33 protein-coding genes are annotated in these 23,570 nt (G+C 61.1%); 1 reads left to right on the top strand and 32 read right to left on the bottom strand.

From position 1 onward, the window contains the following. Window positions 1–8 precede the first annotated feature (8 nt). Window positions 9–5,168: a phage tail tape measure protein gene (locus ACVT6V_RS15920; protein WP_489894377.1), complete on the bottom strand. Its 5,160-nt coding sequence runs from the start codon at window positions 5,166–5,168 to the stop codon at window positions 9–11. Between the two features lie 115 nt (window positions 5,169–5,283). On the opposite strand from ACVT6V_RS15920, the gene ACVT6V_RS15915 reads away from it, so the two are divergent. Then, window positions 5,284–5,613 (top strand): hypothetical protein, encoded by a 330-nt coding sequence (locus tag ACVT6V_RS15915; RefSeq protein ID WP_489894375.1) that lies wholly within the window; start codon window positions 5,284–5,286, stop codon window positions 5,611–5,613. Here the strand turns inward: ACVT6V_RS15915 and ACVT6V_RS15910 are convergent. From ACVT6V_RS15910 to ACVT6V_RS15760, 31 genes are all read right to left on the bottom strand, one after another. Next, a complete protein-coding gene (locus ACVT6V_RS15910) occupies window positions 5,610–5,894 on the bottom strand; it encodes a hypothetical protein (protein WP_489894373.1) in 285 nt (94 codons plus the stop codon). The two genes, ACVT6V_RS15915 and ACVT6V_RS15910, sit on opposite strands and share 4 nt — an antisense overlap. 89 nt (window positions 5,895–5,983) lie before the next feature. Next, window positions 5,984–6,427 carry a hypothetical protein gene (locus ACVT6V_RS15905; RefSeq protein ID WP_489894371.1) on the bottom strand — a complete coding sequence of 148 codons (444 nt, stop codon included), beginning with the start codon at window positions 6,425–6,427 and terminating at the stop codon, window positions 5,984–5,986. 117 nt (window positions 6,428–6,544) lie between these two features. Further along, window positions 6,545–7,135: a hypothetical protein gene (locus ACVT6V_RS15900; RefSeq protein WP_489894369.1), complete on the bottom strand. Its 591-nt coding sequence runs from the start codon at window positions 7,133–7,135 to the stop codon at window positions 6,545–6,547. 68 nt (window positions 7,136–7,203) lie between these two features. Then, on the bottom strand, window positions 7,204–7,590 hold the full coding sequence (locus ACVT6V_RS15895) for a hypothetical protein (RefSeq protein ID WP_489894366.1): 387 nt from the start codon (window positions 7,588–7,590) through the stop codon (window positions 7,204–7,206). A 2-nt stretch (window positions 7,591–7,592) separates the two neighbouring features. Beyond that, window positions 7,593–7,850: a hypothetical protein gene (locus ACVT6V_RS15890; protein ID WP_489894363.1), complete on the bottom strand. Its 258-nt coding sequence runs from the start codon at window positions 7,848–7,850 to the stop codon at window positions 7,593–7,595. A 165-nt stretch (window positions 7,851–8,015) separates the two neighbouring features. Further along, window positions 8,016–8,360 carry a hypothetical protein gene (locus tag ACVT6V_RS15885; protein ID WP_489894361.1) on the bottom strand — a complete coding sequence of 115 codons (345 nt, stop codon included), beginning with the start codon at window positions 8,358–8,360 and terminating at the stop codon, window positions 8,016–8,018. 482 nt (window positions 8,361–8,842) lie between these two features. Further along, on the bottom strand, window positions 8,843–8,992 hold the full coding sequence (locus ACVT6V_RS15880; protein WP_489894359.1) for a hypothetical protein: 150 nt from the start codon (window positions 8,990–8,992) through the stop codon (window positions 8,843–8,845). Window positions 8,993–9,011: 19 nt separating this feature from the next. Then, window positions 9,012–9,950, bottom strand: coding sequence for a phage major capsid family protein (locus ACVT6V_RS15875; RefSeq protein WP_489894357.1), 939 nt, complete (start codon window positions 9,948–9,950; stop codon window positions 9,012–9,014). Between the two features lie 18 nt (window positions 9,951–9,968). Next, complete coding sequence (locus ACVT6V_RS15870; RefSeq protein WP_489894355.1) at window positions 9,969–10,601, bottom strand: hypothetical protein; 633 nt, start codon at window positions 10,599–10,601, stop codon at window positions 9,969–9,971. A gap of 89 nt (window positions 10,602–10,690) precedes the next feature. Then, on the bottom strand, window positions 10,691–11,332 hold the full coding sequence (locus tag ACVT6V_RS15865) for a VG15 protein (RefSeq protein WP_489894353.1): 642 nt from the start codon (window positions 11,330–11,332) through the stop codon (window positions 10,691–10,693). Next, entirely contained in the window at window positions 11,274–12,734 is a 1,461-nt protein-coding gene (locus ACVT6V_RS15860) for a phage portal protein (protein WP_489894351.1), read from the bottom strand. Before ACVT6V_RS15860 ends, ACVT6V_RS15865 begins: the two co-directional genes overlap by 59 nt. Then, window positions 12,735–14,261, bottom strand: coding sequence for a hypothetical protein (locus tag ACVT6V_RS15855; RefSeq protein ID WP_489894349.1), 1,527 nt, complete (start codon window positions 14,259–14,261; stop codon window positions 12,735–12,737). Further along, entirely contained in the window at window positions 14,233–14,490 is a 258-nt protein-coding gene (locus ACVT6V_RS15850; protein ID WP_489894347.1) for a hypothetical protein, read from the bottom strand. Before ACVT6V_RS15850 ends, ACVT6V_RS15855 begins: the two co-directional genes overlap by 29 nt. Before the next feature lie 64 nt (window positions 14,491–14,554). Further along, complete coding sequence (locus ACVT6V_RS15845) at window positions 14,555–14,887, bottom strand: HNH endonuclease signature motif containing protein (RefSeq protein WP_489894345.1); 333 nt, start codon at window positions 14,885–14,887, stop codon at window positions 14,555–14,557. Window positions 14,888–15,072: 185 nt separating this feature from the next. After that, complete coding sequence (locus ACVT6V_RS15840; protein ID WP_489894343.1) at window positions 15,073–15,660, bottom strand: hypothetical protein; 588 nt, start codon at window positions 15,658–15,660, stop codon at window positions 15,073–15,075. Then, window positions 15,657–16,955 (bottom strand): glycosyltransferase, encoded by a 1,299-nt coding sequence (locus ACVT6V_RS15835; protein ID WP_489894341.1) that lies wholly within the window; start codon window positions 16,953–16,955, stop codon window positions 15,657–15,659. The genes ACVT6V_RS15840 and ACVT6V_RS15835 overlap by 4 nt, the downstream gene beginning before the upstream one ends. A 4-nt stretch (window positions 16,956–16,959) precedes the next feature. After that, entirely contained in the window at window positions 16,960–17,166 is a 207-nt protein-coding gene (locus tag ACVT6V_RS15830; protein WP_489894339.1) for a hypothetical protein, read from the bottom strand. A gap of 119 nt (window positions 17,167–17,285) precedes the next feature. Further along, window positions 17,286–17,585 (bottom strand): DUF7427 family protein, encoded by a 300-nt coding sequence (locus ACVT6V_RS15825; RefSeq protein WP_489894337.1) that lies wholly within the window; start codon window positions 17,583–17,585, stop codon window positions 17,286–17,288. A gap of 201 nt (window positions 17,586–17,786) precedes the next feature. Then, window positions 17,787–18,515 (bottom strand): hypothetical protein, encoded by a 729-nt coding sequence (locus ACVT6V_RS15820; RefSeq protein WP_489894335.1) that lies wholly within the window; start codon window positions 18,513–18,515, stop codon window positions 17,787–17,789. After that, the gene (locus ACVT6V_RS15815; protein ID WP_489894333.1) at window positions 18,512–19,096 is read right to left on the bottom strand and encodes a GIY-YIG nuclease family protein; all 585 of its coding nucleotides are present in this window, start codon (window positions 19,094–19,096) and stop codon (window positions 18,512–18,514) included. The genes ACVT6V_RS15820 and ACVT6V_RS15815 overlap by 4 nt, the downstream gene beginning before the upstream one ends. Continuing rightward, complete coding sequence (locus ACVT6V_RS15810; protein WP_489894331.1) at window positions 19,093–19,275, bottom strand: hypothetical protein; 183 nt, start codon at window positions 19,273–19,275, stop codon at window positions 19,093–19,095. Before ACVT6V_RS15810 ends, ACVT6V_RS15815 begins: the two co-directional genes overlap by 4 nt. Continuing rightward, window positions 19,272–19,535, bottom strand: a complete 264-nt coding sequence (locus ACVT6V_RS15805; protein WP_489894329.1) for a hypothetical protein — start codon at window positions 19,533–19,535, stop codon at window positions 19,272–19,274. The genes ACVT6V_RS15810 and ACVT6V_RS15805 overlap by 4 nt, the downstream gene beginning before the upstream one ends. Further along, a complete protein-coding gene (locus ACVT6V_RS15800; protein ID WP_489894327.1) occupies window positions 19,532–19,768 on the bottom strand; it encodes a hypothetical protein in 237 nt (78 codons plus the stop codon). The genes ACVT6V_RS15805 and ACVT6V_RS15800 overlap by 4 nt, the downstream gene beginning before the upstream one ends. A gap of 283 nt (window positions 19,769–20,051) precedes the next feature. Further along, window positions 20,052–20,207, bottom strand: a complete 156-nt coding sequence (locus ACVT6V_RS15795) for a hypothetical protein (RefSeq protein WP_489894325.1) — start codon at window positions 20,205–20,207, stop codon at window positions 20,052–20,054. Next, complete coding sequence (locus tag ACVT6V_RS15790) at window positions 20,204–20,686, bottom strand: hypothetical protein (RefSeq protein ID WP_489894323.1); 483 nt, start codon at window positions 20,684–20,686, stop codon at window positions 20,204–20,206. The genes ACVT6V_RS15795 and ACVT6V_RS15790 overlap by 4 nt, the downstream gene beginning before the upstream one ends. 192 nt (window positions 20,687–20,878) lie before the next feature. After that, window positions 20,879–21,244 (bottom strand): hypothetical protein, encoded by a 366-nt coding sequence (locus tag ACVT6V_RS15785; RefSeq protein ID WP_489894321.1) that lies wholly within the window; start codon window positions 21,242–21,244, stop codon window positions 20,879–20,881. Window positions 21,245–21,548: 304 nt separating this feature from the next. Then, entirely contained in the window at window positions 21,549–21,839 is a 291-nt protein-coding gene (locus ACVT6V_RS15780; protein WP_489894319.1) for a hypothetical protein, read from the bottom strand. Between the two features lie 109 nt (window positions 21,840–21,948). Further along, window positions 21,949–22,368, bottom strand: a complete 420-nt coding sequence (locus ACVT6V_RS15775) for a hypothetical protein (RefSeq protein ID WP_489894317.1) — start codon at window positions 22,366–22,368, stop codon at window positions 21,949–21,951. Next, complete coding sequence (locus ACVT6V_RS15770; RefSeq protein ID WP_489894315.1) at window positions 22,365–22,736, bottom strand: hypothetical protein; 372 nt, start codon at window positions 22,734–22,736, stop codon at window positions 22,365–22,367. Before ACVT6V_RS15770 ends, ACVT6V_RS15775 begins: the two co-directional genes overlap by 4 nt. Beyond that, window positions 22,736–23,203, bottom strand: a complete 468-nt coding sequence (locus tag ACVT6V_RS15765) for a hypothetical protein (protein ID WP_489894313.1) — start codon at window positions 23,201–23,203, stop codon at window positions 22,736–22,738. Before ACVT6V_RS15765 ends, ACVT6V_RS15770 begins: the two co-directional genes overlap by 1 nt. A 207-nt stretch (window positions 23,204–23,410) precedes the next feature. Next, the gene (locus ACVT6V_RS15760) at window positions 23,411–23,533 is read right to left on the bottom strand and encodes a hypothetical protein (protein ID WP_489894311.1); all 123 of its coding nucleotides are present in this window, start codon (window positions 23,531–23,533) and stop codon (window positions 23,411–23,413) included. Between the last annotated feature and the right edge of the window lie 37 nt (window positions 23,534–23,570).

The following is a 23,570-nucleotide window of genomic DNA, read 5'->3' as shown; positions in this document are numbered from 1 at the left end:
CACACTCATCAGATACCCGCCAATGCTGCCCGCGTCTTGCGCTCTTGTTGCTTCTGAACCCGTTGCATCGACTGCTCATTGGGCAGGTAGTACTTGGCCCCTTGCGGCTGCACGGTCATCAACCGGATCAACCGGTCGAGACGCTCCACAATGTCGGCAGAGTTGCCACTGAAACCGTTACGCATCCCTACCTGGAATGCCTGCGTCTCGTCAGGAGACAACACCCGCTCCGGCTTGAGCACGTTCTTCTGCATCACGCCGATACCGTGTGCTTCGCCACCCTGGTCGTACCAGTTTTTGGCCTCCCAATGGGCGCGAGCCTTCTCCGGATCGGGGTACCGGCCCGACACATAGTTGTCGTACACCTCACCTTGGACCAGTGGGTCCGGGGTTTGCTGCTTACCCGCAGCCGCCCACGCATTACTGTCCCACTGCCCCAGCCCGAAATGGTCACCGTTGCGGGCGTTCGGATTCCACGACGACTCCCGACCAACAATCCAGTCGGTGTCCGTCCACGGCTGACCTTGACGCCACGCCTCCCGCAACCCCGACCGGAACGCATCCTTGATCGCACTACCAGTCGTCGGAACCAACCCACCCAGATCCTGGCCGGGTGCCGGCTTCTGCGTACCCGGATCAGTAATCGACGGAGACGGGGAAGACGAACCGCCCTGCGACTTCAGTTGAGCCGACAGACGGTCATACTCCTGCTTCTTCTCCAACTCGGCGTTGTCATGCTTCACCTTCAACGACTGCAGATCGCCGTCATACTTGGCTTTCAGCTCAGCAGACTTCGCCTCATACTGCTCCTTCGACAACTGCTTCGCTTTGCGTTGCGCCTGCAAATCCTTCAGCGCCGCATCATAAGTGGCCTTCCGGCTCGCCTTCTCCTGGTCATACTCCTGGTCGCGGGCCAACCGTTCATTCTCGTACTGCTGCTTGGCCTCCAACGACTGCCCGGACGTGTCCGCACCCGAACCCGACCCCGTTTTACCGATCGCCGACTCGTACTTGGCTTTCGCCTGATCCACCTCGGCGTCATAGGATTGCTTCTTCGACAACTCGTCCGCCTCATGCTGATGCTTGAGGTCGTTGAGTTTCTGCTCATAGGTGGCTTTGTCGATCTTCTTCGCCGTGTAGTCGTTGACGATCGCCTGCCGCTGCAGCTCATACTCTTGGGTGCGGGACAGCTTTTCGGCGTCATACTCCTGTTTGAGTTGCTGCTTCGCCGAGTCGTACTCGTTTTTCGCCTGCTCCCGAACTTCCTTCGGCACCGACTTCGATGTACTTCCAGACGGGGATTGCTTCAGTTGGCTTTCGTACTCGGAGATCGCCCCCAAAATGCCGGGGGTGTCATTGGCTGACACCACATCCAGCAGCGATTTGACCTGCCCTGACACGAACGCTGAAGCGACACCGCCGAGACGACCCGACAGCGACTTATCCTCCGAACCGCCAGAGGAGCCGCTGATGCCGCTGATGCCGCTGCCGCCGATGGCACCATAGTTTCCGGCGCCGGGAGCCACCTGCTCCCACGTCCCATCGGGACGCTGCACCCAACCACCCTGATCGGATCCCGGATCACTCCACGACGGACCCATCGGCAGGAACGCACGATTCGGGAAACTATCGGGGCCGGCGGCACCGCCACCAACCTGCCCGTTGCCGCGGGCGCCACCCATCTCCACGTTGGTGCCGTCCGGCAACTGGCCCGCCGTATGCCCACCACCAGGACCGCCGTTGACCCAGCCGAACCGCAGATCACCCGACGACCCCGACCCAAGCTGGAACCCCATCTTCAGCAGGGCATCCTGCTCACTGGCGGTGGCGAAACGGCCACCCCACGGATCAAGACCCACCGCATAGCGGGCAATCGCCGACATCGCACCGGAACAGTCGCCCCAGTGCACTCCACCCCACACGTAGGGGGAGCCCTCGAGGCCGTTGTCGCGGGGGAATCGGTTGACGTCGTCGGCGCCACGGATGCCACCAAGCGCGAATTTGGCCAGACGGTCCGCGCCGGAACGCATCGCCAACGCCTTCACACCAGTGCCTACGACCGCACCCAACGCCCCCGAAAGGCTGTTCGGCAGGCTTTCCTGCGGCACCAACGCATACCCGAATGCTTGTGCGACAGTGGCCAGGATGCTGGTGGAGCGTTTCCGCTTCGACTGGGCGAAAGGAATCCACGCTTCCTTCGTGGTTTCCCCCTCAGCCACCTGCGCAGGACCGGCAGGGGTCTGCACGAGTTGCCCATTACCGCTGCCGGGAAGGATCAGCGGGTCAGTGAGGGTTCGCATCCCACCCGACGCGAACGCCGCAATGCGTTGGCCGTTCCTGCCGAAGTCGATACCACCATCAGCCCGACCGGGACCACTGTAGGTGTCTCCGGAATATGCGGGTGAAGCAAACGAGCCGTCCGGCATCTGCACCCGAAAACTGACGGTGCGTTCCCGCGCAGTCCGATCAAGTTCGGTGTTGACGATGCCCAACTTCTGCATCAGTTTGTCGATCAGCATGTCGACCTTGGGGTTGGCGGTCGTCTTGTCCAGAACCTGAAGTTCCGACATGGACACCGACTTACCCTCCAGCAACTTCTGGATCGTCAACCCGGCCTCAGGAGACACTGCGGTTCGATCGAGTTGAGCGAGTAGGCCGTGAGCCTCGTTGTTTTTCGCGTCGAATTGCGCCTTGTTCAGGTCAATCGACGGGTTCGCCTTGATGGCGTTGAGCACGTTCACGTTTTGGGTGATCCACTGCAGCTTCTGCGCAGCCTCATCAGTGTTGGCGGTCACCTTGACCTGCCCATTCGGCAAAGACTGGACAGTGAAGCCAATCCTCTGCAGGACGTCCTCGGCGCCAGCGATCTGCTGTGTGTCGACGTCGATCGAGAAGCCCTTGCCCTGCCCCTTGAACTGGGTCGAAATGTCAATGAGGTGCTGCTTCATCAGGCCCAGGGCGTCGGATTCCTCGCGAGCCTTCTGCTGCGCCTCACTCAGTTTGTCGTTCGATCCGCCCAGCGCATAACCGAGTTCGACTGCGGCCTGTGCTGTGTCGCCCAGATCCTTCGCGGCGACACGCCAGTCACGGCCCTGCCCCGCATCGGCGAACCGCTTCTGCGCGTCTGCGTTTCCGCGGAGCGCCGCCGTGTAGTCATCGATACTGAGGCCGGCAGCTTTGAGTTGCTGAGCCTGCCGGTCGGAGATGACGTCGGTGACGCGATTCCGCACCACTGCGTCGATCTGCGCGTTGACCTCAGCAAGCGCCGCCTTCTGACCCTCACCGGCCGCCTGGATCTGCTCCGAGGTGACGTCGACGCCACCCTTTTTGGCGTTCTTGAATGCCCCGGCCTTGTTGAGGTCTTCGTAGACCTGCTTGCGTCCGTTGGCGTCGAGAGCCCCAGTGTTGAAGTTGATGGATTCCGACAGCGCGTCGACCTGAGCCTTGTGCTCGGCAGCCCTCTGCGCCGCATCGGCCTGGTGTTGGGCGTACTGGCCGAGAGCAACTCCGCCCACCGCCAACGCAACGCCAAGAGGGCCACCCATGAACCCCAGCAGGCCACTCGCCGCACCCTTGATCGCGGTCATGCCACCAGCAGCATTCAGCCCATTCTGGCGGAGCACGGAGAACCGGGCTGCCATCGTCGACATCTGCGGGTTGGCCTGCCGCATCCACGTCACGGACTGGGAGAAAGCAGAGCCGAGTTCCCGTATCGAGCCCGCCGCGTTCGTCGCCGTACCCCCGGCGCCGCCAACACTTCGGAGCGCCTTCGAAAACCGACCCGTCGCACCATCTGCGGCAGACGCACCACTGCGAACATTCTTGAACCCGGCCGACAGATTGTCAGAGGTCGCCCTGACCACCTTCAGCCCAACATAGGCAGCTGCCAACTTCAGCGCGATGTCCCGGTGATCCGCAAGGGTAGACGTAGCACCCCCAACCACAGGCGTTATCTGCGAAAACATCTCCTGCGCAACCGGCGTGGCCTTCTTTGCCGACTCGACTAGGTGATCGATCGCATCGGCGCCCGCCTTGGCACCCTGGGTGAGCGGCCCCTGGATAGCGTCATAAAAGTGCAGCGCGGCACCCTCGGCCGAGTTCTTCAGCTGCTCCCACGCACCGGGAAGGCCAGCCATCTTCGCCTTGGCCACATCAGCGGCGGACCCATTCTTGTCCATCGCATCGGACATCTTCTGGAAGCCCTCACCGCCCTGCTGCGCGGCAACACCCGCTAAGCGGACAGCATCCGACCCGAAGAGGGTGGCAGTTGCCGTGCGGAACGCGGCATCCCCCATCCTTTCCTGCGCACCCGAGAGGGTGTTGAACAGGTCCTTCATCCCCTTGAACTGGATTCCATTTGAATCCAGCGTGAAGCCGAGGTCTGAGGCGGCGGTCATCGCCCGCTCACTGGTGTCAGTGAGAGCGATCAGCGACGACTTCATCAACGTGCCAGCATCCGAGCCCTGAATGCCCGCGTTGGCCAGCAGTGCGATGGTGGCGGCAGTGTCCTTCATCGACACACCGAACTGGTTGGCTACCGATCCACCCTGTTGTAGGGCGGTCGCCACATCGGTGATCTCTGCTGACGATGCGTTAGCCGCGTTGGCGAGGATGTCCGCGGTCTTACCGGCGTAGTCTGCGTTCTTGCCGAACGACTGCAAAGCCTGCGACTGAATCGTCGCTGCGTCCGCCGCCGAAATCTGCGCGGCAGCAGCCAACTGGAGTGTGCCGCGGGCAGCCTTCATCGACTGGTCAACCGAGAACCCACCCTTGGCGAGTTCCACCATCGCCTGCGCGGCATCGACAGAAGACGTTGCAGCGAGGCTGCTGTCCTGGCCCAGCTTTCGGGCCTCTGTCGATACCGACGACATCTGCTGTGCGGTGGCCCCAGACACCGCCTTCATGGTGTTCAGGGAGTTAGTGAAGTCCATGCCCGTGTTGAGCGTGGAACGCAGAGCGCCAGCGAGCGCAGCAACACCGCCCGTGATGCCGGCAAGCCCAGCGAGCTGCTTCACGTTCTTGCCGAATCCTGCGGAGAATCGGCTACCGACCTGTTGGCCTTGCTTCTCGGCGTCACGTCCAGCCTCACCCATCGCCTGACTTATCAGGCGTGGAATTGACGACGTCTCGGGCACGATTGACAGGTAGGCGGTTGCGATCTCTCCCAAGGCGGTGCCACCTCCCCTCACAAAAACGGCGAGCAGCCCCAAACAGGACCATTCGATGGGTTGAATTGCATGACTTCGCCAGCCACGAAAGAACCGGTCGCGTTACCCTCTGGGGATGACTACGAGCCGTGTTTTCGCCATCCTGGGATGCCTGCTGGTCGTGGGGGCGGCGATCGCCGGGTTCACGTCTGTATCAACAGACAGCGGCGTCGACTGTGGTAGCTGGATTGCCCGCGACTACTCGTCCGCCGAACACGAAGATGACGTCAACTCGCTGGCGAACAGCATGACCGGCCTGCACACAGCAGACGAAGGGTCGGCGACGAAGCAGGAATGCCGCGACGCCATCAGCAGCCGAACCCCCATAGTGGCGGCACTCGGCGTACTCGCTATCGGCTCCCTGATCGGCTCCGCCGTCACCAAAAAACAGAACGTGTCGGTCTAAGCGGCCATCTCTGCGCGCATCTCAGCAGCAATCCGGCGCGCCCGATCCTGACGCGCCCGATCCGCCGACCGGTCAACACGGGCGGGCGGATCATCCACCTGCGGCGGACCGAACACTTCAATATCACTGCCAGTCATCGCCGAAGCCATCCGCGACAACGTTGTCGCCGACTTCGCCGACAGCAACGTCAACGGGTCCGCATACATCCAATCCTCCGGATGAACCGACCGATACAACTCGGATGCAGGGTCCTTCAGGTTGCGGCGGATAATCGCCCGCAAGTCAGACCACGAAAACTGCGAGCAACCCAACCAGCGTTTACGCAACCCCACAGTGATGAGGTCGTATTCAATGGCCTCCCCGTGCTCCGTCAGGAGTCGGTGGAGGCCGAAGATTCCCCCGGGTCAATGTCGGGCGACGTCAGCTGGTTGGTGACCCATTCGATGGTGCGTTCCGGGATCTTCTTCGACGACACCAACAGTTTGTAGTCGGCGGCTGCCAGGTACGGTTTCAGCCACCGCAGCGACACTTCCCGCTTCAGCACACCCTCGAGTTTCTTCTCAGCCTCCGCTGGCCGCGGCGACTGCTCCCCCTCCGGAGTGTTCGCGTTGTCCTTGTACCACTGCTCAACGTCGTTCTCCGCCTCGATCAGCGGGTTCAGCCACTTCTCGTAGGCTTCAACCTCTTCGGGGGGCATCCACGCAATCTTGGGTGCCTCGATGAGGATCGGATCGCGACCCGGAACGGGAACGGCGATCTTGCACAGGTGGTCGGTGGGGGTGGGGGCAACCACATACCCCTCAGGGATATTCATGACTGGTCAGGGCCTTCCATTGTTTGTGAAGAGGTTCGGTCGGGCCTACCCCACCCGGCGGGGATTGGAGGCCCTGACCAAAGGGAGCTGACAAAACCCCCGCCGGGTAGGACTTGGTTACGAGCCGGCAGCAAGGATGCCGTTGTCGCGGATCTCCTTCAGGAACTTGCCATCGGCCCCGCGGAACACATCGAACGTCAACTCGTAGTTGGTGGCGTCGTTGTAGACATCCTTGATCTCAGCGACCTCGGACACCATGCAGATCTCGGCGACATACATCTTCTGCTTGGCGCCGGACTTGACCTTGCACACCGCCTGCAGGAACGGCAGCTGTTCCGGCGAGTGGTAGATGGTGATCTGTTCGCCGTGCGCGCCGGTCGCCACATCGGTGGTGACATTGGCGTCGCCGTACACCACCTGAACGAGGTTGATGTTGTCGACGTCGAGGAACTTCGCTTTGAAGCCGTCCGTGAAGTCGTCCTGCACGGTGAGATAGGTGGCGCCGTCGAAGTCCTTGATCTTCTTCGAGGACCGCGTGTAGGACATCGACAGACCGTCCTCGGCGAGGGTGCCGAGATCCAGTGCCAGCCACTCCGAGGGGAGTGCACCGTAGGCGTCGGTGGGAAGGTCGAGCACGCCGGTCGGTCCGGCGAAAACAACGCCGCCGTCAATTGACTGCGCGACGAATGAGTTCTGAACGTTACCCATTTTGGTTGCCCCTTTCAGGCGTTGTGGTCAGGGCCTCCGAAAGGGTTTTGCGTTATTGAGTTGGAAGATCAGGTTCGGAGTACGTACAGAACTCCGGTGAACTGCCATCGGGAATGATTGGGCAGGTCGGGGGTGTCGTAGTCGGCGATGGTGTTGCCGTCCCACCCGGTCACGTACGCCCCCACCCAGGGGCCACCGTTGGGGGAGGCTTTGAGGGCGTCGTAGGCGTCGAGTGCATCCTGTTCGGCTTGCGGGCCGTCAGGTGCATTCTTGGTGGTGGAGGCGAAGCATTCGACAAGGATTCGAGGTTTGTCGAGTTCCCTGTCCCGCACGCCGCCAGCCCGGGTGAGCCTGACGAACCGTGACGGGATACGTTCGGGTGTTTTCGATCCACACGGGATTCCCAGTGCGTCACGGACAATGGCTTGCGCAACAGCAACCGATGAGATTGCCATCGTCAGTCCATGACCCGAATCAGGGTGTTGTGTCGGGCATTGTCGATCATCGCCCGATAGTCGGCAGTCACCACAGTGGTACGCCACCGACCTTGGGGGTCGCGGCGGCCCTGCTGCGAACCGACCGCATAGGTTCCCTTGCCTTCAGTGTTGGCGCGGTCACAAATGTCCTGCGCCATCCCCTCCAGCTCGGCAACCACACCTGCATCGCGGCGAATATCATACAACTCTTGACGATTCCACTTAATCCTGACGGACACGACGCACCCCCAACCACTGCCCAGGGGCATACACAGCCCACGGATGATTCGGCCTCTCCAACACCAACAACACCCCAGACGGCTCCGTAACCACCTGCACGTCAGGACCATCGAACTGGTCGACCTTCTCGTCATCACCCTTACGTTCGGTGATCACATGCCAAATCAACCGTTCACCTGCTTAAGTTTCACCACATGCCCAGGCACCCACCCAAATGGGTTTCCGGTAGTGGCTTCAACCTGGCCGATCTGCTCCATCTGACCAACGTCAGGCAAGACGACCCTGTCCCGCGGAGACGACACCCAGTCAGATGGGACAAACAGATCGATGTCTACGATGTCCCGATCGTGCCCAACCATCGTCGGCTCCGACGTTTGCGGCACACCCCAACCAATGACCTGACGGTCCACCGGGTCTGCCCACCCGGCAACCTCATTGCCGTGCGCATCCACGTCACCATCGCTCGCGTACTGCAAATACTGGACAGTGAACAAGGCTGGGAACGTCATCAGACGCCCTGCTCATAGATCGGCGACCCAGCCAACGATGCACCACACGAACAAGAGTCACTGCCGAAGTACACCGAACAGATCGGTGAGTGACAGGTAGCCGACTGCACGGTGTCCACCGAGTACGCCTGACTTTCCGTCGCACTCCTGCAGATGTCTTGCAGTTGGGTTATCTCACTGGGCCACAGGTTGAACCCGCCGCGCTGCCGTGTATCGAAAGTGACGCCATACGGTCCGGCAGTCTGCGACTGCAGCGAACCCGAGCCGACCTGCGACCAACGGATTACCGCCCCCACCAGAATCAGTTTCGCCTCAGCCAACTGGTCTGCTGTGGGGGGTGTATCCGTGGCAGCAAGGCAGGGCGCAACTCGTGACGCCCGAGCATTCGCCCCAGAAACCCACGTATCAGACATGGGATTCGTTGCGAAAGCTTCAGGAAGGTCATTGAGATCGATTATCTCAGCCACGAGTTGCCACCTATCCTAGTCGTTCGACGCCTTCGGCCGGCCCGGAGAACGCTTCTCCGGCAGCCGATACCCGACGGCGATCCGCAATTCCTTCTTCGACTTGGCAACCGACACCGTTTGACCGTTGGGTGCGATCAGGGTGACGGTCTCATTTTCGTCAGCCATTTACTGGTTCCCTTCCGGCTTAGCTGTTGGCGACCGCGTCCTTGACAATGGCGAACGCATCGGTGGACATGATGCCGATGCCGTAGACGACCTCCGAGCGGATGGCGATCTGGTTCTGCCGCTTCAGGTCGCCCAGCCCGTCGGGGTCGCCGAACTCGATCAGCTCCAGCGGAACGTTCACCTGAACACCCCAGCGGAATGCGGTGAAGTCACCGACGATCGCCTTCACGTTTGGGTTGGTGGACGCGTAGGCGCCGGTCGAGGCAGTAACAGCTTCCGGGCCACCCCGCACCGTGTCCGACACTGCCGCACTCAGACCGGAGAACGCCGTGGCGCCCGTGCCGAACCCCAACTCCGGGTACAGCTTGCGGCCCTGCGAATCGCGCTGTGTCGCCAGCTTGAAGGAATAGCTGTTGTCGAGCGCGATACCGTCGGGTGCCAGGCTGTCGTCGAGCACTAGGCCGACGGCGGCTTCGATAGCCTGGTCGGGGGTGGCCAGCGAAGCGGTCGTCAACTCGACAGTGTTGGTGCTGTCGAGAATCTTGGCCGGCGAGCCGGCCAGGGCGGCACCCGTGAGGGGGTTGATGCCGTGGATGGCGATCAGGTCGAGCGCACGGCCGAGGGCGACACCGGACAGGTCCGCCATCGTCTGCAGGACGCCGAGCTGACGGGAATCGTCAGCCCACTTGACTTCCTGGTTGAACCGCTGCGTGACCTGCACCTTGCGGGGGATTGCGGTCACAGGAGCGTACGTCGCAGTCGACTCACTCTTCTGTGCGCCTTCACCCACGACCTCGCCGCGGGGCGGGGCCGTCAGGGTCATGTACTGCTGTTCCCCAAACTCCTGGGGTTCGGCAGTCGAAAGTCGAGCGAGGACGGACTGGCCCTGCGCCTTCTGCCAGACGCCGGGCACCATGTGCTTGGGCAGTGAAAAAGTTCCGGTTGCGAGAGCGACCATGAGAGTGTTCCTTTCGGGTTAGGGACTTCCCCCGAAGAATGTGCGCGCAAATTCGCGGTCGTCTTCTTCGGTGGTCGTTCCGGTCCGTGTCGATGTGCCCTCCTTGGGCACTGATGGGTTTTTCTTCTTGCGTTCGGCTTCGGCGTTCGCCTGCTCAGCCACGCGGTCGGAGAGCCTCTTTGCCTGTGCTGCGAGGGTCTCTTCGTCGGTTCCGGTGAGAAACAGCTCAGCGTCGGACGGTCCCCCATCCTCGCCTCGCTTCGTGCTGATCCCGTAATCCCCTGCGATACGCAGCCGCAACGAGTTCGCCTCGGACTGCGCATACTTCTTCTCGAGTTCGGCCAGCCGGTCGTCGGAGGTTTTCTTGCCCTCCGCCTCCTTCTTCAGGTCGTCGTAGTCGGAGTACTTTTCGGTCGCCTTGCGGCGTTCCTCGGTACGCGTCTTACCGATGATCTGATTGACCTCGTCCTGGGTGAAAGTCTTCGGAGCGTCGGCACCATCGCCGCCATCTCCTCCACCGTCACCACCATCACCGCCGTCGTCGCCCCCATCGGGGGCTCCGCCGAGTACCGGCCAGATCGGACCCTTTCGGGTGAATCCGATCGCCTGCATTCCGGTCAGCGGATGAATGGGCAGGGTGTTGTCGCTCATCAGAACTCCCGTTTCTGTCCCGTCGGACGGTCGACCGGCATTGGAGCGCTGCCGTGGGCGCTTTTACCCCCTCAGGTCGAGGGGAAGATTCAGAGGTGCGCTGCGATCCACGCTTGGACGCGGGAGCGGTCAGCATCGGTGATGCTTCGATCGGTCACCTTGTATGGCTTGACCGGGATCGGTCGTCCGCCAAAGGCTGGGACGGCCACACATTTGCAGTTGTCATGCGATCCGAACCGGACCGACGTCTTCGTGTAGACGGCGCCACGCCCGATCAGCATCCGACAGAATGGGCACTCTCCCCGGCCGGATCGCTGCCAACCCCGCGCTTGCGGGTCTTCACTCGTGGCGGTCGTCAAAGTTTCACGACTCGCGTTGAACACCCGCAGCACAAGACCGCCGGAAATCTGCGGTAGAGCAGCGGCGAAATCTGTTTGCGCGATAGACGATCCCCACCCGGCTAGAGCATCTGCGCCGAGTTGCGGATTCGGTGGCACGTCAGCCCGAAACAGTCCGGAGACGTTCAGGTCCGCCCGATGCTCGTCATACCATTCAGCGGTCAACACGGAAGCCGCATCCCCGTAATCGCCCACAAGAGCAGGGATCACATCGAATAAGCCTTCTGCGACGGTGGAGGCATCCAGTTGCGTCCACAAGGACGCCAGGTCGGCCTCAGCGTTGTCGCTGAGGCGGGTTAGCAGGCTGCGGAGTTCCGCTGGAGTTGCCGGCATCCGTGTTCACTGTCCTCAGGGCGTTGAGTACGGACCTGCCGGTGTCGCGGCGTCGGTCCGCGAGGGCTCTCCGGATCTGCTGGGGTGTCAGGCCGAGAAGTTCGTAGCCCACTTCGGTTCCCGCAAGTTCAGGGGCTGCCGCCAACTGCTTCATGCCAGCATCGGCAACCGCAGACCTCGCCAGGTAGCGCGGATTCCGCCACTGCGTGTCAATCGACTTCCAACTATCCGGTACATCGTTGACGGCGATCCCGTTCTTCATTGCCAGGGCACGCACATACGACTTCCGCAGCGGCGGGGTGAAGTTGTCGACCGCACCCTCTGCTTCGGCGATCAACTCGTACTGCGAAGCATCGTATGACTCCGCCGACGTCGGATTGACCATGTCGCTGATCGCAACCGCAGTGTCAGGGAGCGACGCCTCGCGGGCAAACAGTTTCGCCAACCCGTTGATGTCGGCCCAGTGCGCTTCCGGGCTAGATGCCGGGAACTGCTTCACGTCAGCGCGAGCCAACTGCGGGTTGTTTTCGTCCTTGTCATCGTTGATGCCCTTGATCCGGCCCAGGCGAATGTTCCACATATCCCGCTGGGTGCCGTCCGCGTTACGGAACACCGTTTCGTCAGCACCCAACAACCAAAACTCAGGGTACGAGTACACATCCATGTGCCCCTCACGGCGCACCAACTCGCGCACCGCGGCATCCTGCAAACCCATGATGGGTTGCGTGATCCGGGACTGCCCGAAAGGCCGCTGCGGCGACGGCTTGTAAGGCAGCACCTCAGCCGGCACACCGTACACGTGCTCCGCTCGATCAACCTGCCACCGCAGCGACACTTTGTCACGCTGCGCAGTGATTGTTTCGTTGTTGAGGTACAGCGCCAACGTCAGTGGGCGGCCATCCTTGTCCCGCGAAATCACCGACAACAGGTTGTCCAGGTGGCGGCGACGACGATTCCACTCGCCAGTCGCCTCCGTGGCATCTTTCACATGAATCAGCGCATCGGGTTCGTCGTCCTGCCCCACCGTGTTGATGAGGAACGCCGGACCATGCTGCATCGCAGCAATAATGGCGCCGTCGACCTCAGAAGCAAGATGGTTGTCATCCCACACATCGGCGCCACCGATGCTGTCGAGGTCGCCCGCCGCCCACATGAACCCGTCAAGATTGCAGCGACGAGCCAACGCATCCACAGCTTTACCAACCCAGCCGACGACCAGCCCCAAACTGAAGTACTGAGGCGGAATCAGGGTGCCGACCATACGGATGGTTCGTTGGTTGTCGTAGTACGAAGTCCGCAGCAAGTTCCTCAACCGGAGGCGGTCAATCTCGCCGAGCAGCCCGTTGACCAAAGCATTCTCGTCGTCAGTCAGATCTGGGATACGCACCGTAGTGGGCTGCATCTACATCACCCCAGCCCGGCGGCCCGTCGACGCTACCCGGCCAGATGTGGCAGCACGCCCCGTCCCGGTCGGCTGCCGCGCCGTCATCGCCGCATACACCGCCGCCGACATCGCCACCGCCGGACCAATATCAAACGATTCCGATCGAGGCATCAACATCCACCCACCGTTCGTACGGTCTCGCCGCCGTGAACCGCGAATCGCATCGGAAAGTTCCTGTTGCCCACCATGTGACAGCCGACCCCCCTCTGCCATTCCGAACCACAACGCATTGCCAGCTCCAACCTCGTTTTGTGTGAACGCAGACGCGCCATAGCCGAGCTGCTTGAGTTTCTCGCCCACCGCCTTCGCCGTGCCTGTCGAGTCGTGTTTGATAAGTACGCGCCGACCACCGTGCTGAGTGAGGAAGTTCATTGCCTCAACTTCAGACTGTGTTCCCAAGGCGATTTCGACGTGTGCCGACTCCCCCGCAGGCCAGCACGCAACGATCCAAAGCCATCCTGAACGAGTCGCGTTGATCCCAAACGATGCGGGCGCACCCAAATTGTCGGGGTCCGCGAACAGGTTCTTCCAGTCGTCGCTGGATACAACCGCCAACGTCTCGTTGGTTTTATCCCAGATGCCGAACACTTCCCGCTTCACATCCTCGGGAGACATGTTCTCCACAAGCCGCTCGATCGCGGACTTATCCACCCGGAACCCGAACGCCGGATTGACCTCGGACAGTTTGTCCCAAAACCCTGGGGCGTCAATGTCAGAGACAACATCATCCGGCTTCTGCGGGGACATCTCCGCGTACACACCTTTGAACGGGCGCCGCTTCTTGTCCTCGATCGCACGGTCCCGGCGACGCTTGAACGCCTCGTGCACACCCAACGCAACATCCTTGGGACGCGGCGGAGTGCCCATGAAAAACGCCAACCCCAAATCGCTGACATTCATCGCAGCCAGCATGTCCGTCAAAGCGGCCTCTTGAAGATTCTGGCACTCGTCGTACACCTCAATGTCAACCTCAGAGAAACCGCGACCAAACCCCGCCGACCGAGCACCAAACAAGATACGAGACCCGTTCGCGAAGTGCACGCCACGACTGTCATCGGTCATCACCACCGGATGCTGCGGGCGCATCTTGGGGCGAATCAACGGCTTCTCGACAATGCCGGCGATCTTCGTCAACGTCTCCGACGACGTCCGGTCATGGTGCGACGACCAAATCACCAACGTACCGGGTCGCGACAAACAGATGGCGATCAGCCCAACCATGATGCCCCACGTCTTGCCGCACTGCCTGCTGATGCTCAACGTGACACCCATGACGTCACACGCAAGCGAACCGTCCTCACGCAGCCCGAGAGCCGCGTACCAGACGTCCTCCTGCCACCGGTCGAGCACAACACCCATGCCCTGTAGCTCCGGGGCGATCAGCTCGTCGTAACGGGTGAAAGCTATGTCATCCGGGATGACGCAGTAGCGGGCGACATCAACAAGCGGGGCTGGGTTAGCCCGATTTGCGGAATCGATCGGCATTGAACGCAATCACCTTGCCGTCAGCCGCCTTCTCCGAGGCTTCCGGCTTCTTTGCGAGTGCCCGCAGCCGAACAATCTCAGCTTTCGCCCGCTCAATCTGGGTGTTCAACTGCGACCGCAACTGAGGCTTCTCCACGAACGCCTCCGCCAGGAGCCGATACCGAATCTCGGCCTCGGCAAGCTCATCTCCGGCTTCCATCGCCGCAGTGAGCGTCTCATATGTGGCCATCCGGCCCTCCCCACCGCCGGTTGACCGCCCAGCGTCGGCGTAACGCGCCAGGATCGGCGCAGGATTAGGAAAAACGCGGGTTCACGTACGTCGGCCGGACCGGCGCAACATCCCGCACCCCGGAGGACTTCTCACGGTTGCACTGACGGCACACAGGCTGACAGTTGTCGAGCGCATCAGCCTCAACCGCTGACCACCCCATACGCCCCGCTTCATCCGAAGACACCACATGGTCCACCTCGAACGACCGCGGGTGCGGCGAACGAGCGTCATAGTCAATCAACCCACCAACCGCCACACAATCAGCGGTCACCTGCAAGGCGCAGGGCGCATCCCCATCGCGGCGGCGTACCTCGGCGCGTCGGCGAGTGCGGATCGTGGTCGAAGCGAACGGCATGTCAACCCCCTACCCCGTTTTGACACACACACTCGCCTATGCCCTGAGGCGCTGGAGCGTGTGTGGTGGGGGTCACTCCCCCCTGGGGCCTGTATCGAACGTGTGTGCGATCGAATGCTTGTTCGACGCGAGTCGACAGCAGTGCCGCTACCGACAGCATTCGTCGGGCGTCATGTCTCCCGCTTTCATCCGGCGAACCGCATTGCTTTGCGGGGCCTGGTCCTCGCCACCCCATCAGGGTGGGCAATCACTGTCGGGCCGTCCGCATGATCAACCAGACTGGGCACCGAGTAGCTGACCTTCATGTCCCGCTGCGCCGCCCATGCTCCGATGGCTTCGTCGATAGGGCGGTCATCGATCGTGGCGAGCATGTCGTCCACCAACGGTTGGCGGATGGCGATGGCTACGGCATGGTTCATGGTGGGCAGGGTGGTCCACGGCTGGTTGGTGGTGACCGCTATCTGTAGTGCTGTGTGGGCGTGCCTCACCAAATGTGGTGGATACGAGGTGCCCAGGTACAGGGACACGACAGGGGTTGGGGCTGTCGGTAGCAGTGCAGCCAACCGGGTATGGAAGTCGCGGCACAGGATGGCGTCATCCTCCACCACCAACACCCAGTCGGCGTCATGGTGGTTGGCGGCCAGCCAAGCCCGACGATGGTTGAGGCCTGCACCCCACTCTCCGTGATCCATCACCACCGTGGCACCCAGTTGGGTGGCCAGTTGGTAGGCGTTGGTGCGGGTGTGGAAAGCAACCACAGCCGTGGAGATCACGTGTGTTCCTTCACCCACCGCTGATAGTCCGGATGACTAGACAGCCGGTGTTCCCCATACTTGGCGGAGTAGGTGTGGATCTGCTTCCACGTCAACTCGTCACGATCAGAGGCTTGGTTGAGGGTGACTGAACCCAGATGGTGAACTTGAGCTGCAGGCACCAGCATGGGTTGAACGTCAAGGGTGCGGCATTGTTCGATCACCACATCATCGGCACACCAAAACGAAACGTCTTCGGAGAACCCGCCGATGCGGGTCCAGAGGTCGCGGCTGATCATGTAGCACCACCCCGACAGATGGCGTCCTGTACGGTCGCCTGTCGTGTTGGTAGTGATGTCAGCTTGCCGTGTATCACCGGGACATTTCGGCGACACCAGCGGATGGTTGGCGGCCAGCAAATGATGCAGCCACCCATCGTCGAAGACGAGGTCGTTGTTGGCGACCACGATCCACGGGGCATCACCATGATGGGCGCCGCGGTTGGCGAACCGGTTGTAGTGAAACTGTTCCGGCGCGTGAATGGTGGTGGCGTTGCGATACCTGACAGTGGTCTGCTCGAGGACAATCACGTTGACGGTGAGGCTGTTGGCGCCGGCCGCACACGTGTCGATCGCCTCCTGCGTCATCCGCTGCAGGCGTGGGGTGGTGGCGTTGGACAGCATCACCACATCCACAATCGGTGGCTGCGGGCGGGTGCGGATACGGCCCCGCAAATGCTGCTGCGTTTCGGTGGTGTTCTCATCCCAGTCGTAGTGGTAGAGAACCCGCCCGATCTGATGCTCCGTTTTCAACAGGTTGAGGAGGAGTTTGCTGTAGCCGGAGTCCTCCCCGTACAGCACGTTCGGGAACGACACCTGTCGGGCGAGGTCACGTTTCACCGCGCAAATGTGGTTGGGGATGCGCAAGTATTCGGTGGCGGTGTTGCGGTCCGTCTTGTAGGTGGCAGAGTAGCGGCACAGTTTGGGGGGCTGCCCATTCAATGACACCGATGCGTGGAAGGTGATCGCATCCGCATCCGTGTCAGTCGCCTCGAGTAGGGAGGACAGGTAGTCGGGTTCGATGCGGTCATCATCATCCACAAACACCACATAGCGGCCCTGGGCCATATCGACCATGATGTTTCGTTTCTCACCCAACATCAGTTGCTTGTTGTCGGTGAGCATCAGGATCTCGACACGCGCCTGTTGTTGCGGGGTGAGGGTGTCGAGCTGCCCCCACACCTGTTTTTGGATGGCCTGACCGAACCCATCCCAACGGGTGTGGGTGGAGCAGATGAGGACACTCAGATCAATCACTGCCTCACCTGAGTTTCTTCGGGTCGATCATGCCGTCCGCGATGCGTTTCTGATCCACATCCCGCAGATCAGCGTTCTGCAACTGTTCGGCCTTCAACACCGCCGCCGGCGACATGCGCAGGATGCGTTCCACATCCTTGTATGGCCAGCCGTTCACCAGCATCCGCCACACCGCGCACGGTTCAACACCCTCGTCGTCATTGTTCGTCATCACGCATCCAACAGGCTGTCAACACGTCAGGGTCGTCACGATCCAACCTGCACACCTTCGAGCATGGGGTGACACGGACAGCTTCGCAGTGGGTGCAGCCATACACGGTGAGGGGAAGACTATTCACAGTCGAACTCCACAGCGAACACATCGTCAGGGATGGTGACAGTCACCCGATGCGGCAGTAGCCATCTCATACCACCGCGCATGACGGTGGCGGACAACGACCACACATCCACATGCTTCGGAACCAACTCGAGGAGGTGTGCGGCACACGAGACGACGAAAAAATGGGCCAACACAGGATGTTTGGCGGTGAACCGGTAGAACGCCGACGACAACATGTGCTCATCCTCGAACGTGGCGTCAATGACCAGCATGGTGCCGAGAAACCATATCCAACCGTTACGGCCTGTCATCCACCGTTTCATCGGTCCTCGATTCTCGAAGCCCCCACAAGTATGCGCGTGATTTTCGGCCCAGAAGTCGGTAGTTACCGGCCGGTGGATGCGACGCTCCCCCACAACAGGTTCAGAAATGGCGGAAGCTGCGCGGTGTTCTTCACACTTCACGCAGCCTCGCCTATCACTGTGCCGTAGCTGGTCACCGCCGTCAAGTCGTTACGCGGCGTGTCGTTCCGCAACCAACAACAACGCCTCACCAAGCCGATACTTACCCGCATGATCTGCCAGACGTCCCTTCGAAATCCACGTGTCGATCGTGGACCGCGCCACCGGCTTCTCCAGCAACATGCCCAAGGCTGTGCGTAGCTCCTTCTTCGTGAACAGACGGTCCCGCATCACAGCCTCAGTCGCAGCCTGAACAGTGGGGATGTCGATGACCACACCACACGTGCCACACTTCTTCGTGTCCGCACCCTTACGGCAATACACACCCTCACACGAGTAGGTGTCGATGTCGCCGGATTGGCAGGGGCCAACAAACTCCTGCGGCATGGGGCGGTCGATCGCCTTCTTCGCCTCCTTCCATGCGTCGGTCAGTTCATCGGCCGCGGTGTTCGCCTCTTCGGTTTTGGCTAGGTCGATGAGGTGGCGGTCCAGCCACGCCGCATAGCGTTGTGACCGTTGCTCTCCGGGCCACGGGCGGGATGAGTGGGTGCAGACGTGTTCGGTCCACGACCGGAGGGTGTCGCGCAGGTTGTGGGCGACTTCGGAGGCGTTGACGTTGAACACGACCGGCGATTCGCTGCGGCGGTCGCCACGTTCCCCGAAAGTCACTTGCCGGCACACGGTGTCGTCCAGGTCGGCGCATACCCAGTCGCGGAGTTCACGGAGCTTGGTGGCGAGGGACTGGATTTCCGGTCTCGTCAGATACAGGTCTTCGCTCACAGCGCGTACCCCTTACGTGTCCGCTGGGATGTGTAGTGGCTCTTGATGCTGTCGTTGTTGTGCTTGCGGTACGTGTGGTTGAGGTCGGCGAGGTTGGACCCGTACGTGTCGCGGAGTTTCTCGATCTGCTTCTTGATCGGGTAGGACTCCCGGAACCATTCGCGGCCGTGGGAGAGGCTGTGCGCGAACTCCTTGTGGCGTTCGCGTTCCAACTTCTTGTCCCCGGGTTCAACGGCGAGCACCACGGTTTCGGGTGGGTAGTCGGACATCCGTTTCTTGACGTCCTTGGCGTAGCCGATCTTGATGTGTTCGCCGATGCGGGCGTAGTACACCCATCCGGTGTTGTCGCCGCGCTGCCGGTTTCGGCTGTTTGTGCGTCCGCGTTGCGTTCTGCGGGCGGCGCCTTTGACCGGCATGGGGTCGCCGCATTTCAATCCAAGTGCGATGCGGTCGGCGAACTCGACTGCGATGGCTGAGTGGGTGAAGCACAGGTACCACTCTGGTACTGCGTCCTGCCACATGGCTTGTCCGTCGCAGTGGGGCCAGCAGCATCGGTGTTGGAACTCGTCTTCGATGCTCATCGGTTCTCCCATGCTGAGGCGGCCATCGGGTCGTTGGGGATCTGCCAGGCGTCGGGGTTGTAGCCTGCGGCGAGTGCGTGGGCGAAGAGCCTTTTGTAGGGGCCGTTGTAGGTGCGGTAGTGGTGGACTTTGCGGGACGGTTCCCGGAGTGTGGGTACACGATTCACAATGCGGGTCACAGGTCTTCCTCTCCGTTGCCGCACAAATCGTTCTCCAACAACCTCACCCCGATACGCGCTATCCCCAACGCCCCATGAGGGGTGGTGTCAGGGGTCGTGTAACCCGACGTGTACGAGATGCCGTTGTCGGAGTCGGGGTCGTGCCTCATGCAGGCGTACGCCAGGAACCAGTCACCGACTACGGGGTCGGGTTCGTCGTAGACGTCGGCGATGTGGGCTCGCACAGCAGCTTCGATACCCTTGATGGTTTCCTCACTCACTGGCCGTCCTCCTCGGTGGCGAACTGTGCCCGCAGAACATCCAGAGCGTCATCCTCATTACGTAACGCCAACCCCGTGACAACGAACTCCAAGAGGGCCTTCAACACGTCGTCGGGAACATCTTTCGGGTTCGGGTTGCCGGGGTATTCGCCCCACCTCTGGCGTTTGACTTCCAACTCCCACGACTCATCGCCACTGTCGGAGCGGACACGGTAGACATGTGTACGACTCATGCTGCTGCTTCTCCTGTGCATCGTTGAACATGGGCATAAAACCGGCGAGGAAACGCAGCCACAGCGGTGAACCATCCACACGAACACCACGACACCCCATCCGCGGTGCGGGTCGGTCTGTGCCCGGACTCCCAACACACGTAGCAACACGCAATGAACGTGGGATGGTTGGCACGCTCAACACCCACATCCATCACGTTGCGGCACGACACACACCGGACGGCTTGCTGTTCTGCCCGATTCGATCCGAGGGGATGCACCGAACGATCAACCTTGTACTCCATCAGCGTTCCTCGGTGGTGTGTAGTTGTTCTGCCATCTGATCGCACGCCACCTGATAGCCCGCCAACAATCCCTCGCTGTACGCCTTCGATTCCAGGGTGGGGGCATCACACAGGACTTTCCCGATGAACACAGTGACAGCCTGGATGATCCTCACGGCTCCTCGCATTCATGCCCACGACGCAGCACATCCCAGGCCAGTGCCATCCGACACTTCGCCTCCCGCCACGCCTTCGGAACCCGGTAACGCCACGTCCGTTCGAACGCTTCACGTTCAGCCCGTGCAACAGCCCGACATCGGTCCTCCTCAGCAATCTTGGCGAGGTGACTGTCAACGAGATCCGTTTCGTACCCGAGCGATAGAAGCCACTCACGGTCTGTGGGGTGCGTTGGCACCTCCTCGGGTGGTGTGAAGATCTCGCGATACCCACTGCCGGGATGACGTGCAAGGTCGGAGCGGATTGCGGCACGCTCTGCAACGTCGCGTGGGTGACCTTTGTCGATGAGGAATTGCAGGTTGGATGTCAATTCCCGTGCGATCAGTTCGTCCAATCCCCCGGAGTGGTACCAGCCTCGGTTGTGCCACTGCAGGTCTTTCATCGCGGCTAGGTCGGAAATCGTGTAGCCCTCGGTCATTGCTTCTCCTGTTGTTGTTGTGCCCCGTGTTCCCCTACATGCCGTGCTATGTCTGCCATCCACCCCACAAACCCGAACCCGTTCGACCCCTGCACCACCGAGAATGGGCAGTCGGGGCACTCCCACACCTCCACGTCCTTCTTCGACACACTCACGACCCCTCCTCGGTGATGGTGATCTCGATACGCGGCATCACGCCTCCTCGATCCTTTGGCCCCTCAACAGCGCCACAAGCTCACGAACAGTCAAAGTCACCCACTGATCCAACGGGTCGCCCTTCCCGTGCCGCTTGTGGACCACCAAGCCGGCCAGGGCGTCATCGTTGCCCCGCTCATCCTCGGCCTCACGCATCCACCCCGCCAACGACACCCGAGCCTCGTTCTTGCACTCAACGACGATCCGCTGTCCATGCAGACGTATGCCAGCAATATCCCCACGGTCCTTGCCGGTACGCACACGACGATCAATCCGTTCATCCACATGCGTTGCGAGACAGTCAGCTATCGACCGCTCAAACGAAGAACCAGCCTGCTTCGCCGACCTTCTGTTCCTGGTCACCGCATCCACCTCGATCCAATTTTTGGGGTTTCCTCGTGCGCGTTACGGAAGGTGGGAAGAAGAGAATTACTCAGCCAGTGGTGTTCTACGTAAGTCCGTCCGTCCGTCCGTGGCATCGGCAAGCATGTTTCCGCAGGTACAAGCATTTCCGTTGCATCAACAAGCATGGGCTTAGCATCGGCTTGCATCGTTTCCGCAGGTACAAGCATTTCCGGGCCATGTTGCGGGGATGGCACTGTCAGCGGTCCGCGCACATGCGGCTGGCAATGCAACAAGCACTGCGACTGGCTTATGCAACAGGCATTCATTCCTTGTTCCACCTCGCCGCCGCAGCCTTCCGGCCACGCTCCGACAACCTGCGTCTTCGGTCCTCTTCCTCCGCCGATGAGAACTGGTATTCCTTCCACCCGTTGATGTCCCAACCGTTCGGTGCTGGCATCCATAGACCTACGTTCAGGAGCCGTTCGACGTCGTTCTGGCTGGCTCCGATGATTCGCAGGGCGGCCTTTGGGATGTACCCGTCCAGGCCGTGTTTCCCGCTGTATGTCATTGCTGACATGTGCACGACGATGGCTCGGTAGTGCTTTCCGTCCATCAGTTCCAGCATCTTCGGGTGGTCGAAGGTGGTGGTATCGAGTCGAATCCAAGGCAATCCCACTAGACACGAGCCCCCTTCCGGCTATTGCATGTGCGGATTCTCGGCACTACTGCACCTCTGTTCTGACGAGGTCCGGCTGTGACAACATCCGCGCAGACCGTTCCGGACGATCAAACAAGCCATCCATATCTGGCGGCTCCGGCTGCGGCTTCGGTTCTCCGCCACCGTCGCCTGGGCCACGATGCTCAATGCAGTGGTAACGGTCATGCAAACTCGCCGGGTCCTGCTCCATCCACTCCGAAGGAGTTTTCTCATAGGCGATGGCGCACGCCAACAGTGGACAGCCGCTCGGGTAGTCCTTCAGCGGGTTCTTCCGTTTGCCGTCCTCGTAGTCCCGCCAAGCCTTCTCAGGCGGGGATTGGCAGTCGGCGCACCAGGCTCCCGACCACTCGAAGTATTCGGTTCCGACGTTGGAGAACGGAGGTGTGTTGCGTGCGCCGGCAACAATCTCGGCTTCGGTTCTCACTGTTCCTCCGCTCTACCTAGCGGCATCCAGTCGGTAGAGAACTGGTATTCGATCCGCAGCGTTTTCGCGCCAGGCAGATCGCCGACGAGCCGATCGTGGGTGTGCATGAACAACTCGGCCTCTGAGAGAGCATCGAATGCGGTGGGCAGCATGTAGCGAGGGCCGAGGGTTGATGCGACCCGGTACCGCATGTGGCCCATGTGTTCGCGGATGACGGTGGCGAGGTGTTCGCAATGCGATACGACACCGTCACGCTGGTAGTAGTCGCTGGTGTCGTCATGAAACCGTCCACCACACGTGCAGACAGCCACATCGTCGAACTCTGTGTACGCCACCGCATGTTGTTTCAGCAGGTCTTCCAACGACATCAGGCGTCACCGCCGCGCAGCACCGTGTAGATGTCCCAGTCGACCTCACGCCACGGCAAACTGTCATTATCGTTGGTTTCGAAGTTGTAGATCCTGTTCGGCAGTGCCCAAAGGAAATCGCCGTGTTCAGGGAATGGGTCGTTGTCTTCGCCGGGAAACCAATCCTGTTCGCAGATGTCCAGCCAGTCGTCGGACAGCCGCCCTACGAACTCAAGTGGGAATAGGTGCCCCTCACTTCCGTACATCCACATCGGCCGAACCAACTGCACTTCGTACGCGACTGGATCATCCATCGTGTAGAAGTCGTCCGGGGCAACGATGTGCAGCACGACCCTGCCGATGCCCGGTCCGCCGCGATATACGATGCTGTCAGTGGTGACCAGCGTGTAGTCACGCTTCAGCGAGTCGTCGTAGGCTTCGCGGTGGGTGATCCGCCGATAGTTGCCGTGACGGATCGTGGGTTTCACTTGGGGGCTATTATTCATGTCAGCCCTTCCCTTCTGTCTTCGTCAGTGGGGTTGTGGTCAGACCCCGTCGGTGCTGGAACACCGGTCGGGGTCGCCTCATCTGTACACCCCATTCTACCAGCCGTTTCGGTTGAATCCTGTTGTGGCGGAACGCAACGCAAACACCTCCGCCCCCACACATTCATCGGTGCACCACAGTCGACACACTCAGGCATAGCCGCCCCCTGTCCTCGTGTTGTGCTCGACCGGCCGCTCGTTCATCCGCACAAGCCACCACCTCAGGCCGTAGGCGGCGGCCAGGAGCACGCCGAGGATGGCGACGTTGGTCATGACGTCACCGCCTTGATCTGTCCGAGGATGCAGTCGG

It is taken from the genome of Gordonia sp. LMA167 (assembly GCF_058130025.1).
This window is presented reverse-complemented; position numbering and strand designations above follow the sequence as displayed.